General features: G+C 47.9%; 13 protein-coding genes. 2 read left to right on the forward strand and 11 right to left on the reverse strand.

Annotation, left to right across the window (positions count from 1 at the left end; genetic code table 11):
• Positions 1-74 precede the first annotated feature (74 nt).
• Positions 75-1865, forward strand: a complete 1791-nt coding sequence (locus VSQ62_RS26515) for a flavin reductase (RefSeq protein ID WP_334638051.1) — start codon at positions 75-77, stop codon at positions 1863-1865.
• A 90-nt stretch (positions 1866-1955) separates the two neighbouring features.
• Here VSQ62_RS26515 and VSQ62_RS26520 read toward each other — a convergent pair whose 3' ends face one another.
• Positions 1956-3251 carry an FAD-dependent oxidoreductase gene (locus VSQ62_RS26520; protein ID WP_334638523.1) on the reverse strand — a complete coding sequence of 432 codons (1296 nt, stop codon included), beginning with the start codon at positions 3249-3251 and terminating at the stop codon, positions 1956-1958.
• Positions 3252-3434: 183 nt separating this feature from the next.
• Between VSQ62_RS26520 and VSQ62_RS26525 the strand changes: the two genes are divergently transcribed.
• Complete coding sequence (locus VSQ62_RS26525) at positions 3435-5621, forward strand: alpha-galactosidase (RefSeq protein ID WP_334638052.1); 2187 nt, start codon at positions 3435-3437, stop codon at positions 5619-5621.
• A gap of 80 nt (positions 5622-5701) precedes the next feature.
• Here the strand turns inward: VSQ62_RS26525 and VSQ62_RS26530 are convergent, their stop codons facing one another.
• From VSQ62_RS26530 to VSQ62_RS26575, 10 genes are all read right to left on the reverse strand, one after another.
• Positions 5702-6340: a DUF4190 domain-containing protein gene (locus VSQ62_RS26530; protein ID WP_334638053.1), complete on the reverse strand. Its 639-nt coding sequence runs from the start codon at positions 6338-6340 to the stop codon at positions 5702-5704.
• Between the two features lie 44 nt (positions 6341-6384).
• On the reverse strand, positions 6385-10803 hold the full coding sequence (locus VSQ62_RS26535) for a hypothetical protein (RefSeq protein WP_334638054.1): 4419 nt from the start codon (positions 10801-10803) through the stop codon (positions 6385-6387).
• Positions 10796-11512 (reverse strand): DUF6063 family protein, encoded by a 717-nt coding sequence (locus tag VSQ62_RS26540; protein ID WP_334638055.1) that lies wholly within the window; start codon positions 11510-11512, stop codon positions 10796-10798. Before VSQ62_RS26540 ends, VSQ62_RS26535 begins: the two co-directional genes overlap by 8 nt.
• A gap of 20 nt (positions 11513-11532) precedes the next feature.
• Positions 11533-13143 carry a hypothetical protein gene (locus VSQ62_RS26545; protein ID WP_334638056.1) on the reverse strand — a complete coding sequence of 537 codons (1611 nt, stop codon included), beginning with the start codon at positions 13141-13143 and terminating at the stop codon, positions 11533-11535.
• An 11-nt stretch (positions 13144-13154) separates the two neighbouring features.
• A complete protein-coding gene (locus tag VSQ62_RS26550; protein ID WP_334638057.1) occupies positions 13155-14147 on the reverse strand; it encodes a Wadjet anti-phage system protein JetD domain-containing protein in 993 nt (330 codons plus the stop codon).
• Between the two features lie 87 nt (positions 14148-14234).
• Positions 14235-14549, reverse strand: coding sequence for a DUF2326 domain-containing protein (locus tag VSQ62_RS26555; protein ID WP_334638524.1), 315 nt, complete (start codon positions 14547-14549; stop codon positions 14235-14237).
• 46 nt (positions 14550-14595) lie between these two features.
• Positions 14596-14823 carry an ABC-three component system middle component 6 gene (locus VSQ62_RS26560; protein ID WP_334638058.1) on the reverse strand — a complete coding sequence of 76 codons (228 nt, stop codon included), beginning with the start codon at positions 14821-14823 and terminating at the stop codon, positions 14596-14598.
• Positions 14824-14964: 141 nt separating this feature from the next.
• The gene (locus tag VSQ62_RS26565) at positions 14965-15237 is read right to left on the reverse strand and encodes an SMEK domain-containing protein (protein WP_334638059.1); all 273 of its coding nucleotides are present in this window, start codon (positions 15235-15237) and stop codon (positions 14965-14967) included.
• A gap of 245 nt (positions 15238-15482) precedes the next feature.
• The gene (locus tag VSQ62_RS26570) at positions 15483-16562 is read right to left on the reverse strand and encodes a hypothetical protein (protein ID WP_334638060.1); all 1080 of its coding nucleotides are present in this window, start codon (positions 16560-16562) and stop codon (positions 15483-15485) included.
• Between the two features lie 399 nt (positions 16563-16961).
• Complete coding sequence (locus tag VSQ62_RS26575; RefSeq protein ID WP_334638061.1) at positions 16962-18050, reverse strand: transposase; 1089 nt, start codon at positions 18048-18050, stop codon at positions 16962-16964.
• Between the last annotated feature and the right edge of the window lie 64 nt (positions 18051-18114).

Below are 18114 nucleotides of genomic sequence, written 5' to 3' on the forward strand. Positions count from 1 at the left end.
CGCGTGTATTTTTGCATTTTGCTTTTTGATATGATATAATTAGCTGAAATCAAAAAGAACAGGAGTGATTACCAATGGATATTTCAAACGATATTAGATACGCCGGCGTGAACGACCACGAAGTAGATCTGTTCGAAGGCCAATATGCAGTCAAGAACGGCATGTCCTATAATTCTTACGTGATCATGGATGAGAAGATTGCTGTAATGGACACGGTCGACGCCCGGTTTACTCACGAATGGCTGGATAACATTGAAGCCGCGACCGGTTCCCGCAAGCCTGACTATCTGATCATACAGCACATGGAGCCTGACCATTCTGCCAACATAGCCAACTTCATGAATGTATACAAGGACACCAAGATCGTATCCTCCGCCAAGGCATTTGTAATGATGAAGCAGTTCTTCGGCACAGATTTCGAGGACCGCCGGATCATTGTTGCCGAAGGCGACACACTCAATCTAGGCAGACACGAGCTGGCTTTTGTCACCGCTCCTATGGTACACTGGCCGGAGGTTATCGTCACTTACGACAGCTATGAGAAGGTCCTGTTCTCCGCTGACGGATTCGGCAAATTCGGCGCCCTGGATGTAAGCGAAGACTGGGCGGACGAAGCACGCCGTTATTATATCGGGATCGTAGGCAAATACGGAGCACAGGTTCAGAGACTCCTTAAGAAAGCCTCCACCCTGGATATCCAGACCATCTGCCCGCTGCACGGACCGGTATTGAAGGAGAACTTAGGTTATTACCTTGGACTCTATAACACCTGGTCTTCTTATAATGTAGAGGAGGCCGGAATCGTCATTGCCTACACCTCCATATACGGCAATACCAGGAAAGCTGTCGAAGCCCTGGCAGACAAGCTCCGGGTGAAAGGCTGCCCGCAGGTTGTAATATATGATCTGGCGCGATGCGATATGTCAAGCGCAGTGGCCGACGCGTTCCGCTACGGCAAACTGATCCTTGCCACCACGACCTACAACGCCGACATCTTCCCATTCATGAGGGAATTCATTGAGCACCTGACCGAGCGCAATTATCAGAACCGTTTCGTAGGTCTGATCGAGAACGGATCCTGGGCGCCGCTTGCCGCCAAGACCATGAAACAGATGTTAGAAGGCTGCAAGAAGCTGACTTTCGCCGATACCACCGTCCATATCCACTCCGCGCTCAACGAAGAGAGCAGCGCTCAGTTAGATGCCCTGGCCGATGAATTCTGTAAGAATTATCTGGCGCAGCATGACGAGACCGCTGACAAGAACGACCTTACCGCACTGTTCAAGATCGGATACGGACTCTATGTTGTCACTTCCAACGACGGGAAGAAGGATAACGGGCTGATCGTCAACACCGTGACACAGGTTACGAACACTCCGAACCGGATTGCAGTTACCATCAACAAGGATAACTATTCGCACCATATTATCAAGCAGACCGGAATCATGAATATCAACTGCCTGTCTACAGATGCACCGTTCAAAGTATTTGAGAATTTCGGTTTCCAGAGCGGAAGAACTGTGGATAAGTTCGCCGGCTGCTCACCGCTCCGCTCTGACAACGGATTGGTATTCCTTCCAAGATATATCAACTCCTTCATGTCTCTGAAAGTAGAACAGTACGTTGACCTGGATACACACGGTATGTTCATCTGTACCGTCACAGAAGCACGTGTGATCTCCAACGTAGAGACTATGACCTACAATTACTACCAGAGCAACGTGAAGCCGAAGCCGGACACCGAAGGCAAGAAGGGTTATGTATGCGTGGTATGCGGTTACGTCTACGAAGGCGACGAGCTTCCTGACGATTTCGTATGCCCGCTTTGCAAGCATGGAGTTTCTGATTTCGAGAAGATTGGTTAATACCGCAATACCCGGACAGGTAACAGACAGCGGCCCAATTACAGACCTGGGCGTTGTCTGCCGCCTGTCTCTTCTATCGTCCCGGCCAGGTCACCGCAGATTCCCGTTCGCCGGATTATCCAGCAGCTTCCCGAAGCCGTCAAACCGCGAGCCATGGCAGGGACAATCCCAGGAATGCTCAGCCCGGTTCCACTGTAAGGCGCAGCCAAGATGCGGACAGCGCTTCTCGGATATGGTGAGCAGGTTCGCGATCGCAGAATATCCATTGACAAATAACTGAGGCTTTATCATATTTCTCGAAGGAGAGAAAACCGGGGCATACGGATTCTCCTTCCCAAGGATCAGATCTGTCAGGATAGAAGCCGACACCATAGAGGAAGTCATGCCCCATTTGTTGAATCCTGTCGCCGCGTAACAGTCGGGCATACTTCTGGAATATTGTCCGATATAAGGTATCCCGTCTAACGTCATACAATCCTGCGCCGACCAATAATATTTCTCATCCAGATTCGGATAATATAACCTGGCATAATTCCTCAGTTCTTCCCAGTTTCCCCCGATCTTACCGGTTCTGTGGGCGCCCCCGCCAAGCAGAAGATAATCCTTATAATTCCGGAAGGACAGCCCCGTCTTCGCCTCATCCACATACATTCCCTTAAGCCTGGGCGCATCCTTCAGCGCGATCACATACGAACGGTGTTGGTACATCTTAAGGTAATACATTCCATGCTTATTATCTACGGGAAAATGTGTCGCGAAGATCAGCCGGTCAAAGGTGATGCTGCCTTCCTCCGTAAGCGCCGTATTCTCTGTAAATTCTCTGATGAATGTATCTTCGAATATACGCAATCCCTGCGCGATCCCGCTTATGAATTTCAGCGGATGGAACTGCGCCTGTTCCACGAACCCGACCGCCCCCGCCGTATGGATGGGAAGCTCGCACAGATCTGTCAAAAGCGGCTGAAATCCAAGCCGCGCCAATGCTTCTGCTTCTTTTTCTAATATCTTCCGATCCTTCCTGGAATAGACAAAAGACGGCTTGACTTCATAGTCGCAGTCCACTCTCCGGCACAGTCTGGCAAACTTATGAACGGCATCCTGGTTGGCGTCAAGATACATCCTTGCCCGCTCCGCCCCCGCCTTCTCCAGCAGTCTGTGATAGATCAGCCCATGCTGCGAGGTGATCTTCGCCGTGGTATTCCCTGTAATCCCCGAACCGATCCTCCTGCCCTCTGCCAGCAGGTAATCCACCCCCGCCTTCTCCAGAAAATAAGCACACAGAATCCCCGCCATCCCTCCGCCAACGATCAGTACGTCCGTCTTCCTGCTCCCGGTAAGCTTTTCGAATCTCGGCATCTCTGTATTTTCAGTCCAAATAGATCTCATCTCTACCACTTTTATCCCCTCCGTCCGGAAAATATATCACTCCCTAGTTTTAAACAATCAGCCCAAAAATATACCAACTACACTAAAATTTCCCGATTTTTTCTGCCAATATGCCAAATGAAATTCCGTCCATTCGTGCTATACTTTTGGTAAATGGAAATTTTTAGGAGGACAGTAGGATCTATGGGAATTATTTTTAATGAATCATCAGAAACCATCACCTTACACACAAGACATACATCTTATCAGATGAAGATCGGCAATCTGGATTATCTGCTTCATCTCTACTATGGACCGTCTATCCGCGATACGGATATGTCCTACCAGATCATGCAATATGACCGGGGATTCTCCGGCAACCCTTATGAATCCAGGAATGCACGCACCTTCTCGCTGGATGCACAGCCTCAGGAATTCAGCACACAGCAGCAGGGAGATTTCCGTACCGCCAGTATCGAAGTGGTCAACTCCGACGGCAGCTACTCCTTCCACGGCAAAACGGCTAATTTCAAGATCAAGGACGGCAAATACCAGTTAGATACTCTTCCTTGTGTATTTGCCGCTGCCGAAGACACAGTTGATACACTGGAAGTTACTTTGACCGATGAAGTCAGCAATGTCCAGGTAATACTTCTCTACAGCGTATTCGAGGAGGCCGATATCATCACAAGATCCGTGAAAGTCGTCAATTCCGGCGCCGCGCCCATTCATCTTAAGAAGATCATGTCTGTCTGCCTTGACTTCTTGAACGGTGCAGGCTTCGATCTGGTAAGCCTCCCGGGACGCTACGGGCAGGAACGGCAGGTAGAGCGCCAGCATATGACACACCACATCCATACGATCGGAAGCGTGCGCGGCTCTTCCAGCCATCAGCAGAATCCGTTTGTCATCTTATGTGACAGGGATGCCACGGAAGATTATGGCAAATGCTACGGATTCTCCCTGATGTACAGCGGTAATTTCCTGACGGAGATCGAACTTGACCAGTATGACCAGCTTCGCCTTGTGATGGGTATCCATCCGAAGCAGTTCGTATACGAATTGAAGCCGCAGGAGGTCTTCGAAGCTCCGGAGGTCGTAATGGCATTTACCGAACATGGATTTACCGGTCTTTCTCACCTGTACCATGATTTCTATCGGACAAACCTGTGTCACAGTAAGTTTGTACAGAGAGTCCAGCGTCCCGTCCTTATCAATAGCTGGGAAGCCGCATTCATGGATTTCGACGATGTGAAACTGGTCGAGATCGCCAAAGCCGCCAAGAATATGGGCGTTGACCTGCTCGTTATGGACGACGGGTGGTTCGGCAAACGTGATGACGACAACAGCGGACTCGGCGACTGGTATGTGAATACAGACAAGATCAAATGCGGGCTCCATAAGCTCGTGGAACAGATCAACGACCTGGATATGAAATTCGGTATCTGGTTTGAGCCAGAGATGGTCTCCGAAGACAGCGACCTGTACCGGGCACATCCGGACTGGGCCATGCAGATCCCAGGCCGCCATGCCGTCCGGAGCCGGAACCAGATGGCTCTGGATATGAGCAGACAGGAAGTACAGGATTATCTGATCAAGAACATCAACGCGATTCTTGACGATGCCAACATCTTCTACGTCAAATGGGACATCAACCGTTCCCTTGCCGATATATGGTCCAACACACTGCCCGCCGAGAGACAGGGCGAGGTATACCACCGCTATATCCTTGGTCTGTACCGCGTGATGGATCAGATCATCAAGACACACCCGGATATATTATTCGAGGGATGCTCCGGCGGCGGCGGACGCTATGATGCTGCGATGCTGCATTATTATCCGCAATACTGGGTCAGCGACAACAACCACCCGATCGACCGCTTAAAGCTCCATTACGGAACCTCTTTCGTCTATCCGGTATGTACTATGGGCGCGCACATCTCAGACAGCGGCAGATTCGTACCTCTCAAGACTAAGGCCGTGGTCGCCATGTGCGGAACCTTCGGGTATGAGTTGGACGCAACCCATCTCAATGCCGAAGAGCAGGAGATCTGCCGCGAGCAGAGCGGCCTGTTCCGCCAATATTATCCGCTCATCATCAAAGGAGATTATTACCGGCTTACCAATCCCTTTGAACCCGGCAACATGACCGCATGGCAGCATGTATCTAAGGATCGGTCCGAATCCCTCTTAAGCGTGGTCGTCACCAACCTGACCTGCAACGGTCCCCAGGAATATATCCGCGCCAAAGGGCTTGACCCCAACGCCATGTACAGCATCAATGGCGGTACAGAAGTATATTCCGGTTCCGCTCTTATGAATGCCGGACTTCCGATCAACCGCGAGGTAGAAGAATACAGTTCCTTCCAGTTCTATCTGAAACGGCAATAGTAAGGCAAGGGCTGTCAGGAGATTCGCGAATGCAGCGGCATCTCCTGACAGCCCTTTATCTGACCGTGTATAAAATCCTTCTAATAGAATCTTGCAAACGATGCCGAGAGCGTCAATATATTCAGCCCCCACATTACGATTGCAGCAATGATTCCTATAATGCAGAGAATCTTCCCTGCCTTCGCCAATCCTGCCTTACTGGAACCCGCGCCCATCCTCGCTCTCGAGAATCCAAGACACGCAAGTAGAATGCTCACAAGCGGAATCAGAAATGCAAATATCAAACTGAATATTCCAAATACCAGCCCCATCGTCGCCGCGCTGGAATTATCCACCGTCTGTACCGGCACCACATTCGGCATCGGACTCATCTGCTCCGGCGCACCCGTCTGATTCATCGGAATCGGCTGGTTAAGGGCAGCAAACAGTTGCTCCAGGCTTGCCTTATAAGGCTTCTTCTGCAATGTCCCTACGAACCCGTCAAGATTCCATTCGCCCCCAAAGGTCCCCTTCATCCACGCTTCCAGATGGAATATCCCTCCTGAATAGTTCCACTTAAGGTACTTGTACCCTTCCATCATAGCGTCTCCGGTACGGTACGCCGGCTCTCCCTTCCAGTCGGACATCACAAAGCTGTTCTTCCGCAGAAAATCATTCATCATGAACTGCACGAAATCATCCGGCTTGTTCAATACCAAGTCTCTTACATATCTGGCCATCTCTTCCCACTCCTTGCTTCTTGTAATTTTATATTCTCTGTCATTTAAAACACCAGCTCCTGCTGTTCCATCACTTCGATCTGAGACACGATCATCGTCTCCGGCTCATTCCCTCGCAGATGATCTGCTTTCAGGTATTGCATGCCGTTCCTCAGGCTTGCCGCGATCAGATTCAGCACATAAATATTGTCGAATCGGTTGTAGATCGACTCCCCGCCAAGACCGGTAAGGCAGATCAGCTGCGTATTCGACTTCTTCGCCACATCCATCAGCGGCTTCAGCAGATGCGATGCATTCGTCTGTGCAAAAGGATTATCCATCACCAGGACCTTGCCCTCGTTCCTGTCCGCAAATATGTCCGTATCGTCCTTCCTCATATAGTATAGAAGGCTTGAGAGAATAACGAATGCCGATAAGAATCCTTCTCCGCCGGAATTCCTGGCCACTTCCGTCCAGGTGATTGGGTATTCTCTCTGAGCTTCGATCTTATACAGGCGTATCTGCACGTTGCCGATCCCGACCACCGTATCATACAGATTCCTCGTTGTGATCTGCGTACCGAAATATTCCTGTGCGTTCTCATTCTGTTCGAACAGTCTTAACCCTTTCTGAGTGATCTCATCGATCATATCCTGCAGACGGATCAGATACAGATTCTCGTTCTCCTCCCATTCCGGGATCTGGAGTTTCAACATCTTGACCGGACGTTCCCGGATCGTGATGGTAGAATTATGGTCGATCCTGCCCAGGTTCTGGTGCACCTCACGAATATAGTCCTCCATCAGCTCCACGATCTTCTTCTTCTCCTTCTCCACCAGAGAGATATCTACCATAAGCTTCTCTATCAGGCTGTCATAAGACTGGAGAGTCGTTGACAGCTGCCGAAGCACGGCCGACGCATCCCCCGTCAGCTCCAGCATAGCCTCAAGCGGCTTCCTGTAGAAATCCTCCTGAAACTGCTCCATGCGCACGACCCGGTTCAGCAGCCTCGTAAGCCGTTCTCTTGCATCCCGGCCGTCCCGCTCCTTCTGCTTATGATCTCTGATCAGGACCCCCTTATAATTCCTGAGATTCTGTCCGTCCATCTCCTGGAAGTCCTGTTCCCACACAATCTGCTCTCCCAGCGGGAGATCACTGAATTCAGCCAGCGCCGTCAGATTCTCATCATAGATCCTAAGCCGCTCCTTCCGGTCCTCCGCCTGCTTCTCAGCCTCCTTCTCCTGATAACGGAACTGGTTCTTCCTCGCATCGAAATCCTGATCCTGAATCTTCGCCTTAGGAAGCGGTTCATCTTCCCCGCACTCACTTTGCATCCTCTTCAGACGCTCGCTCTTCTGCTGACCGATCACAGCGATCTGCTTGTCTTCCTCATTCCAGAGTCTTTGTTTTACCGCAATCTTCTGCCTGCGGTCCTCAAGCATGATCTCCTGGTGTGTTTCCTCCTCACGGCTATAGGATATGTCTGACCATTCGTCCGCAGTAAGGCCGTATTTTCTCTGCAGATGCAAAAGCTCGTCTGCTGCTTCCTGACAGCGGCTCCCAGCCTTCTGCTCCTGATCCTCCAACTCCTGGATCTCCTGGGACATACTGGATGTGATCGCTGCATATCTGGCCTCCAATTCACGGATATCTTCCTGACTGTCCCTCCCGGGATCATCCGCCATATCCGAATGATCGGCATACTTCTGGTACTTCCGCGCCTCCCTCTTAAGCTCCTCTCCTGTATGCAGCAGATGATTTCTCTCGATCTCTTCGGACTTCTGACGTTCTCTGAGCTTCTCCTGCTGTTCCTTCAAAAGCTTCTGTTTCTGGGTAAGCTTCTCGGCCTCCTTCTTGCAGCGCTCAAGCTCGTTCAGGTTCTGCTCATACAGCTCATAGTCCCTGCACAGACGGATAAAGTCTTCAAATTTTCTCTGCTTATGTTCTGTCTCCTTCCCGTTCTTACGGATATCCTGTTCCAACCGCAAAGTCTCTTCCTTAAGCGCGCTAAGCTCGTCCGTGCATTCCCGGATCTCTCCGTGCAGCTTCCCCAGTTTCTCCGTAAGCTCCTTGATGCTCTTGTCGTTGGCATCCCACTTCTCTTGGCTGACCTCCTGGTTCCGAACCATCTCCTGCCGTTCAAAATACTCCTTGTACTCCGCCTGGCGGATGGCAATCGCTTCCTTCTTTCTCTGGATCTGCCTCTCCTTCTCTTCGACCAGAAGGCGCAGCTTCTCTTCATTCAGCAGATTCTCATTGAACAGCACATAGAAGCTGACCCCGTCAAGCCGTATGATCCCGCTCTCCCGCTCGCTTTCACTTCTCTCCAGTAATTCTCTTGGCACGATCGGAACAGGAAACGAGGTATAGATCCCTTCAGTGTGCCCAGACAGCTTCTTAAGCTCTGCCTCTGACAGGATCAACGCATAGGGCAGGAACGGGTGACGGCGTACCAGCTCCAGATTCTGCTGCTCCGAGTACCCGTTCTTCCCTAACCACTCCATTCCATAGACCACATGGATTCCCAGATTCATAAGCTCCTGCTCCAGTTCCTCCGGCAGCTCCAACACCTTCCCCTGCGTCAGCCTGTGGTATTCCTTCTGCAGGATATCCTCTTCCTTCTCAAGCTTCCGCCTGATTCCCGCAATCTCCAGCAATTTTCTCCCGGAAGCATGCAGGATCTTCTCTGTGTCGAACAATACCGCTTCTTCCAGATTCAGGTAACTCAGTACCGTTCTCCGGTCATTAAGCTCCTGCTCATACTCCTTCCGAATATCCTCCTTCTGTGTCAGCATAAGCTTCCCCCGAAGCTGCCCGGCTTGCAGGTCCTGAAGCGCACGCTCCCGGCTCCTGCTTCTCTCCTGCGCCTGTTCCTGCTGTCTCTTAAGCCCCTGCCGTGCCCGCGAGAGCTTCTCAAGCTCCTTCTCATAAGCCTCTCGGCGGATCTCCAGCATTCCCGGCTCATATACTCCAAGAATATTACGGACCAGGGCTTCCTCATAGCAACGGTTGAAGTTGTCCTCTGTCCTGTCATAGGACGCTGCCGCGTTCTTTAACCCGCCTTCTCTGGCAGCATTCTGTATCAGTTCCTCTCCCAGAGTTGTCAGCCTGCATTCTGTCTCGCCAAGCTCCTCTGCGGTCGCCCTGACCTCTTCCTCATTCTCCTGCCTCTTCTTCTCATTCTCCTCTACAAGCTCCCCGTAATACCGCCTCAGCGCAGACCCTAACGCATTCCTCTCCGGCTCCAGGTCCTCTTCCTTCCGACGCGACACAAGAAGCTTCTGACGAATCATTTCTAATTCCTCCCGCTCCTGCTCTGCCGCCTTCTGTTGTCTGGAGCATCTGAGCAGATGCAGCATCCTCTCGATCTTCCCGGCCTCCCCTTCCAGATCCTCCTTCTCGATCTCAATCATATCCCGGTTACTGGTATGATAATACTGCTCCTCATTGAGTCTGTGGATCTCGCTGGACAGCTTCTCATATTCAATCCTGGCTATCCGCTCCCGGAGCTCCTCGATCCTCGCAAGGATATCATTATATTCTTCCTCTGTCACACCATGCAGCCGGTTCAGTTCTGCAATAAAATGTGCCACAAGATTCTCCTGCCGCTTCACCTCTTCCGTCTTCTCAAAATAGTCTTCCGCTCTCTCCCGGATTCCTTCCGCCTCTTCCTTAAAAGCGCATATGATGTCGCGCCGCTTGATCTTGGTCTGGTTATCCTTGTACTGCCCCACATATTTCTCCAGAATGGTCTGGAATTCCTTCATGCGGTTCCGCTCCTTATTCAGCTTGCTCTCTACCGCGTCAAGAAACCATTTCTCCACCAGACCTTTCTCGTCCCGGCAGTCCGCGAACAGCTCCGAAAGTCCCGATTCCTTAAGGTTCACCTTCTTAATGATCGTCTCCCATTCCTTATAATGGATCTGGTACTCCATAAGCTTGTCAAAATACTGTCTGGACTGCGCAGCATTCGTCATATCATAATAGAAGAAATTCATCGAGCGATCCTTCTTATACGTCTCAAATATCTGCCTGCACGCCGCAAAATTCTTGAGGATCATCTCCTTCTTCCTCTTCTCCACCACCGGAAGATGGTGGATATCCTGGATACATGGTTCCTTATATTCACTGATGATATTGATCATCTCCAGATTCTCGCCGCTGCCTTCACCGCTCTCCTGGCTCCTTCGCACCATCATCCCCGTAAGGACATACCCTGCTCTGCCGTCCAGCACCCACTCCACCAGGATAAATGACGGCTTGCTCGATGTAAAGTAGCTCTCGAAAGAACGGTCCTTCGCATCACGGTATCGCTTATGCACGAACGGAGCAAGCATCATCTGGACCAGCACCGACTTACCGCCGCCGTTCCTGAGCGAGAGCAGCGTACTCTCCCCATTTAGATGAAGACATTCATCACTGACACGGATCGCATTATTGTTATAATTTACATTGATCAGCCTGACGGCCTGTATCTTACTCATCCTCCGTCACCCCCAGCACTCGCAGCACTCTGTGATAATTATTCTGGTTCAGCAGATTCCAGTCCATGAAATTATCCAGCTTCTTCGTAGTCTTAATCATCTCATCCTGCTCTACATACTCGATCAATCCCTGCTTCTGCAGGAATAACAGTATGTGATGCAGAAAACCTTCCTTCGTAGTCTTCGCTCTGGATCCCTTATCATCCGAGCGCAGCGCCTCATACGCCTCCAACATATCGGAGAATGCGATTCCCCCCTGCTCTTCTTCCTCCTCGTCCATACTCTGAGCGCCCTCCCTGAGCCGCGCAGAGATACAGTTCTGAAGCTCTCCCACCCGGATGTATTCTCTCGCCTTACTGCTGCTCCCCTGACCGTCAAAGAATTCCACCAGAAGAGTCAGCACCGCAAATTGGGACAGATAGTAATCCTTATCCGTACCTGACGATTTGCACAGCGCCGCCTTAAGCTGGGCTTTGGAGAACCCCAGGAAATGATTCTCCTCCCTGGGAATCAGGTAGATCACATTCCCATAACGCTCGATCCGGCTCTGGGCAATCTCTCCCTGGGATTTGACCAGGTTCTGAACCTCTTCCTGCTCCGTGTATGCCTTATATAGCTGTATCTCCTCTTCTTCCCGAAGCTCGTGATGCTCCAGAAGATAATAGAAGATCTCCTGACTGATCCTGACCTCCTCTAATTCATATGCCATATCTGCTCTCCCCGCTTTCCTCACATAACCCGAATCCGTACATTCGAACACCGGATCGTCTTTCGCTCCTGCGCCTCATTCAATATCCCTTCAAATGTCACCGTACTCCCATCCTCAATCCGATATGTCTCCACCTTACTGACGTGACGGAACATGGGATATTCCTCCATCAGGCGCAGCAGCATCTCATTTAGCTGGAACTCTTCAGGACGATCCTGGATGAATTCACTGCGCTCCCTTAAAAGCGCGGCAATATCGATCTCCTGGTTCCTGATCAGTTCCACCATGATCTCCTTGAATATCTCGACATTGGGTATCATCTCCCGGCGTTCCTCTTCCTTCTCCTGCGTAAGCGCCGAGATCTCCATAAGAGAGATCTCTCCCGTTCTTGCCGCATACCCAAGAATCCTGCCAAGACTCACTTCATAACGCTTAAGCTTCTCCTTGCGCAGCCGCTCCTGCTCCCTTATCCACTCCTCCTCATCAAAATCCAGTTCTTCCGCGGCATCCTCTTCTTCCCGCCTGCGCACCGGACGCTGCAGTTGAAATGCTTTATTCAGGTTATATACCTTCTCTATCTCCTGATTGAACAGCGGACGAAGAAAATAATCCAGATTCTCCAGGCCCTTAGGATCCTCCAGAATCTTATCATACAGCTCTGTCCGCATAGGAAACCGCCGGATCAGAGACATCTGCGACAGCGTCTCCAACTCCTTCGTATATAAAGCCTTAAGATCGAAATGACTGTTCAATATCTTCTGATGCTCATCGATCGTCCGGTTCAGATATGTCTCGATCACCCGGAGATTGCCAAGCTTCTCCTCCTCCTTCCCGCTGAGTCTCCTCACATTGATATTCTCCTCCTCCAACGCACGCGCACGGCTCTTCACCATCTCCCTGTAGTTCTGGAACTTCTGCTTCGTATCACTGATCGTATCCAGATTCCCTACCAGGATCTCCTCGTAATCCTTCACTGAGTAATTCAATGCATTTCTCCGGATCTTCCCCATCGCCTCCTGGATCTTCTGAAGCTGGATCCTCAACAGGTTAAACACATTCTTGATCTCGTCCACAGCCTTGTCATAGCTCTGCTTCTCAAGATGCATCTGAAATATCATCTCATGGATGGTCAGTTTCATATTGTTCTCAATCTCAAGGGTTGCAAGAAGAAGATTATATCCGTCGTCTGTCAAATAATAAGAAGTGCGTCTGAATTCCTGATCTATGTAAATGATCCTGTTCGCTACATAGCTGATATGCAAGGTCTGATACGCATTCTGTTCGAAATCAAACCCGTCAAAATACATCGCCTTGCCCTCGTTGGACAACACAACATTGACCACGAAGTCTCCAAGCTGCCTGCAGTCATCATACGCCATATCCTTCCCGAAATGCTGTGTATTGACGGTGTCGATATAGGCCCCGATATCATCCATCGTACAATGCTCTTCCTTCAAAGACTGCTCCATAACGTAGAGCATCACAGCAAAGATCAGATTCAACTGCTCTCCAAGCGTCAGGAATCCATACTGCTTCCAAGTCGTCTTCTGGGCGCTGTTCTGGATCAGCAGCGCATACAGGCCTACATTCTTCATCCTTCTTGGAAAATGTTTCAAAAATTCATACTGCATCTTGTTCCTCTCTACCTAAAATCCGTAATATTCAATATCTCCTGCGGGATATATTTCCCGGACTCCAACAGCTTCCTCATCTTATCTTCACACACCGTATCAAAATATGAGAAAAACTCCTCCCGGATATTCCGGTTCTGCTGCTCCTTCGTATCCGGAAGATTCTCCGTCCCGCAAGTCCTCTCTGCCTTCTTGATCATCGTCTCATATGCCGCCGCAAGCGGCATCACCTTCCGCTCCCCGGCGTTCATCTTCGCAAGACTCTCATAGATTCCGATGCCCTCGTAATCAAGATCTCCGAAATAATAGATTCCATTCCTTCCATCCCTCATGTATGGCTCTACACACAGATCAAAATCCAGGAATGAACGCAAGATACCCTTCCCCGCACCATAGATCAGCGTTCCAAACTCCATCCCCAGGATTCTGCCGCCTCCCTCCATCAAATGCCGCCGCATGCTATAGAAGGTATCCTTATTCTCCAGGATAAGAAGATTCTGCGGCACGTCCCGCGTATGCGAATAATATGCCAGCGGCTCCGTAGTCTGATAGATATGAAGAAACTCCTCCGTCAGTCCGCAATTCTTCAAGATCCTCTTCCCCTGTTCGCGCCCCAGGAACTTCTCTCTGCCCCATATCTCGAAGCTGCGCTCATTCACAGATTCCGCGTATTCCAAGTATTCCCTGCTCTCTTTGAGATATTCACTCAATCTCAAAACCCATACTCTGTCCTTCTCATAATTCCTCAGATGAGACAGATAATAATCCACGGAGAGCAGGGGATGCAGCCGGTATTTTAACTCTTCTTCAAGTGCAAGGTAATCCTTCTCCTGCTCGATCAGCCAATATTCCCGGTATAGCGCAGGATGCTTACCATTCGTCCCGGATGCTTTCAGGGGCTTGATCCTTCCCTCTGATATGAGTGTCAGTATATATTCATATTGTTGGTTGTATGGAGTATCTCGATGTGATCGGATCAGAGCTTCAAGAGTGATTCTCTTCATCTCTTCGCCTCATACTCTAACACTTTTCTGCCCATGATATCTTATACCCCTTTCTTACCGCCATAGTAATATCTCCCATTACATCCTTTAGCCATTTTCAATTTTAAACAATTTTTCTCGTTGGGACAGTTCCACTGCAATATGTGCTTTATCTAATACAGCCACTGGTAATTTATCCCTTAATATAGAAATTACTAACTGAATATTTTTATTTTGTAAAAATTCTGCGACCTTAATTAACTGATTATCATGCATAAGTTCTTTCTTATCATTGAGTAAAAAATGCAAACACGGAAGTTCTTCCTCATCAGCAAACAATAAATATGCCAAATCAAAACATAAAATTTCTCCCTGTTTCTTACCAGAACTCATATTAGCATTAAATTTAGTCCAGAGTAAAATTCTATTTCTCGAATAATCTCAGATGGACTTGATATTATAAGTTTTTTTATAAACATAATTGAATATACCCCTTTTCATTCATTCTAGCCGCTTCAATTAAATATAGCCAATCAAGACATAACATAAAAGCTGGAAAAGACATTTCATTTTTAACCTTTACATTCTGATACAAATCCATAATTGTCTGATTATCCATTTTTTTCAATTCTTCAAGGACAAATGATCCATTATAGTATATACTCAATCCAGGATGTATATTGTCAGGTAACAACATGATTATATCCCTCCGGATTCTTAAATATCTTACAACGAATAAATGCATCTACAACTAAAATAGAGACACACATTTCCGCATCTCCTGAAATTGCAATAAACTTAAAACAAAATCCCGAATAATCTTCTAAAATCTTTTTAGCTAAAGAATTTTCAATCTTTTGTTTTGAAGCGTAGACGAAACTTGAACAATAATCTTGTTTTTATTATCAAATAAATCTATTCCCTCTGTATTTTGCCTGATAGCATTAATATTTTTTAACTCATATCCCAACAAGTGATTCATAAGCTCAGCAAAAAATGTCTCAGAATAAATATTTAAATCTAGTAGATTTATTTTACCTCTACTTTTTATACGATATGATAATATATTTAGTTTTTCTTCTATGTAGTTAAAATAATTACTACGGTTCATTCCAGCCCTCCCCTCAAAACTTACACTATCCATAAAAGTATACAGCTAGTACAGCTATTTTTGTACGTCATACTTGCTTTTTCACACTTCTTTGATAAAATTCTACCACTGATGAATAGAATAAGTCAATCTATCAATACAAATATCTATCCCAATTCTCTTCCGCATAACAGCTTTCTGGACACTGATATATTGCATATCATATATACCTCTCTATTACCCACAATCATCTCATCAAAGCATACTTATTTTATTCCTATCATCTTTAGAGTATCTTCCACTTCTTGCACCGTACAGCCTACCTTTTCTGCTATCTGTTCAAATGTAATTTCCGGATTCTCTTTCGCTTCCCGGAAAATCCTGATTGTCAAGAGTCTCCCCTCTTCTCTCCCTTCTACTCTCCCTTCTTCTCTCCCTTCTACTCTCCCTTCTTCTCTCCCTTCTACTCTCCCTTCTTCTCTCCCTTCTACTCTCCCTTCTTTTCTTCCCTCTTCTCTTCCTTCCGCTATTGCTTCTTCTACCAATATCTTCCGATACTTCTTCTCACTAAAATCCGTCAATAACATATTCTTTACCTCCGCTCTGTTCTTCACCAGTATATCAGTTAATTTATCATTCGTTACACAATCGTCTATCGCTCGATCTACAGAAGCTTCCAAAGTACAACCTGCCGCCAGATACGCGCGGACTCTCGATACAAAAAACGCATATGCCTCCAGACGCTCGCATTTTGCCATCAGTTCTATATTGTGTCCTTTATTGATGTTCAGTATCACCGCTCTGCACTCCAGCGCCGGATCTGCTGCCTTTATTGCTTCCTGTATGGTTCCATCCATATCGCCCTTTCCCGCAGATACATCCGCCGTCCTCATATATGCATCCGACAGGTTCAGCACCGATACATCCGGCATACTGTCTGAACCATTGTAGAAAACCAGATACCGCGGCACGGGAAGCTGTACCAGCTTCGATCCATAGATATTACACTTCTTCTCCTCAACATATGCTTTCAGCATATTGGCAAAATACAGCATCCCCCTTAACGGCATATTGGGATTCACCGTACTCTGGTGTTCATACAGATTCAAGGTATCACTGATCAAAAACGACAGGTCGTTCTTATATCCCAGATACACCGCGTCATCCAACGTCCGGATCTCCAGATCATCCGGATTCGTATAATTGGTTCCATTAATGGCATTATACAGGGACAGCAAATCCTTCTTCTTATGGAAAATCATACGGAATATCCTGTCCTTGTACTTCTGATTCACACGATATCTCCTGGCTGCCTTCGCTATCTTCGACACTATTCTGTTTTTCATACTATTACTCCTTCATCTTAGCACAATTCACAGTTAAAAAATAGTCCTTCCCTCAGGCAAATACATCCATAGGCATCACCGCTTTCCTCTCAATTAATGAATAAAATTGATTGTCTGAATTCTTTGCAGATCTTGCAAGAAATGAAACATTGAAATCTACTGATAGAACATCAGTTTTGACTTGTAATTAATCTACCACAAGAATCCCTCTTTGTCAAGCTGCAATTTCCTGTATCAGCTCTGACGCTTAAATTTATACTTACACTCTTAGAGTACATTGGATTTTATTTTCTCATTTTGCTTTATCAACGCAATCTTATTTAAGCCATAAAATCCCTGTATTCTGCTTTTTTAACTTTTGTTGTTATCTGCTCCTTCACCACCTTTCCACATGGTCCTCTATATCAACCGTATTTGTATCTTTTTAGCGATCTCTTCCTTGTATTCTCTCAATGGAGTCTCTTTCATGGATTCCAGTATCCTCCTGTGCTTTTGCTCCCTACTCTGCTTTACCTTTTTCCATATTTTTTCCCAAGCCTCCATGATCTGGCTGATCATGTGCCCAATCTGGATCAGATAATAATGGTTTTTCAGTGCCTGATAATTCCTGCTGTACTGGTGTTCCAGATGGTATCCCTGCCTTTTCTGCGCGTTAAACCCATCATTCTCGATTCTCCATCTCATCCTTCCGCGCTCCACCAGTCCTGCCACATTTTTTCTGGTGATTGGCAGATCTGTGAGAAACCAGAATTCTTTCCGGATCGTTTCTGCTTTTCCCTTTTTCCTGCCCTTTTTGCAGATATGCTCCCCGCTTTCTCCATACTCTGCCAGATTTACCTGATGTCCTTTATAATCTATATCTGTCACGTAATCATACCATTCCTTCCCAGTCTGTGTTTCGCGCTCCTGGTAATTCTTCTCCATTTCTTTCAGTTCTCTGTATTCTTCCCCAATGCTCGGGATGCTCCCCTCCTTATACCGCAGGATATACCGCCAGTTTTTTCCTTTGCATCTCTCAAAGAAACCTTCACAGGCATACAGACTGTCCCCGCACAGGCAGATCGGCAACCTTGGAAACGCTTTTTTCAGCTTTTCCATTAAACGCCAGCAGGCCTTCCTTTCACAGTCCTGTTTCTCCATTTCTTTTCCCTCTTCATTATCCACAAATTCCGTCTGAATACTGATCAGGATTTTCGGATGCAGTACCAGCTTTGCTTCCAGCACATAATAATAGTTCTCCTGATACTCTTTTTCCGTCCCCTTGTTATGGGTCCGGTGCAGGCTTTTCCCATCCAGTTCCCTCCGGCTGCTGCAAAGCTGCGTTCCATCTATGATCACCTGCCAGTACTTGCCCCTGATTCGCATATTTTCAAAAGCCCGGCTGCAAAGAAGCCTGCTGCAAAGGCGGTTTAAGATGTCCTGCAATTTTTCCGGATCTACTTTTTCCAGATACCGGTTGATGGTTTCCCAGTAGGGAAGCTCCTCCACGGTCTGTTCCTCCCCGGATAGATGCCAGATGTTTTGTTACTTTTCACACCCACGCCATCTGTAT

The organism is Sporofaciens sp. JLR.KK001 (assembly GCF_036941055.1).
Lineage (GTDB): Bacteria > Bacillota > Clostridia > Lachnospirales > Lachnospiraceae > Sporofaciens.

Coding starts and splice junctions, on each gene's coding strand:
- VSQ62_RS26540 (WP_334638055.1), bottom strand. CDS start 11,512: ATGGCATATGAATTAGAGGAGGTCAGGATCAGTCAGGAGATCTTCTAT.
- VSQ62_RS26565 (WP_334638059.1), bottom strand. CDS start 15,237: ATGAACCGTAGTAATTATTTTAACTACATAGAAGAAAAACTAAATATA.
- VSQ62_RS26550 (WP_334638057.1), bottom strand. CDS start 14,147: ATGAAGAGAATCACTCTTGAAGCTCTGATCCGATCACATCGAGATACT.
- VSQ62_RS26545 (WP_334638056.1), bottom strand. CDS start 13,143: ATGCAGTATGAATTTTTGAAACATTTTCCAAGAAGGATGAAGAATGTA.
- VSQ62_RS26570 (WP_334638060.1), bottom strand. CDS start 16,562: ATGAAAAACAGAATAGTGTCGAAGATAGCGAAGGCAGCCAGGAGATAT.
- VSQ62_RS26525 (WP_334638052.1), top strand. CDS start 3,435: ATGGGAATTATTTTTAATGAATCATCAGAAACCATCACCTTACACACA.
- VSQ62_RS26515 (WP_334638051.1), top strand. CDS start 75: ATGGATATTTCAAACGATATTAGATACGCCGGCGTGAACGACCACGAA.
- VSQ62_RS26530 (WP_334638053.1), bottom strand. CDS start 6,340: ATGGCCAGATATGTAAGAGACTTGGTATTGAACAAGCCGGATGATTTC.
- VSQ62_RS26560 (WP_334638058.1), bottom strand. CDS start 14,823: ATGTTGTTACCTGACAATATACATCCTGGATTGAGTATATACTATAAT.
- VSQ62_RS26520 (WP_334638523.1), bottom strand. CDS start 3,251: ATGAGATCTATTTGGACTGAAAATACAGAGATGCCGAGATTCGAAAAG.
- VSQ62_RS26535 (WP_334638054.1), bottom strand. CDS start 10,803: ATGAGTAAGATACAGGCCGTCAGGCTGATCAATGTAAATTATAACAAT.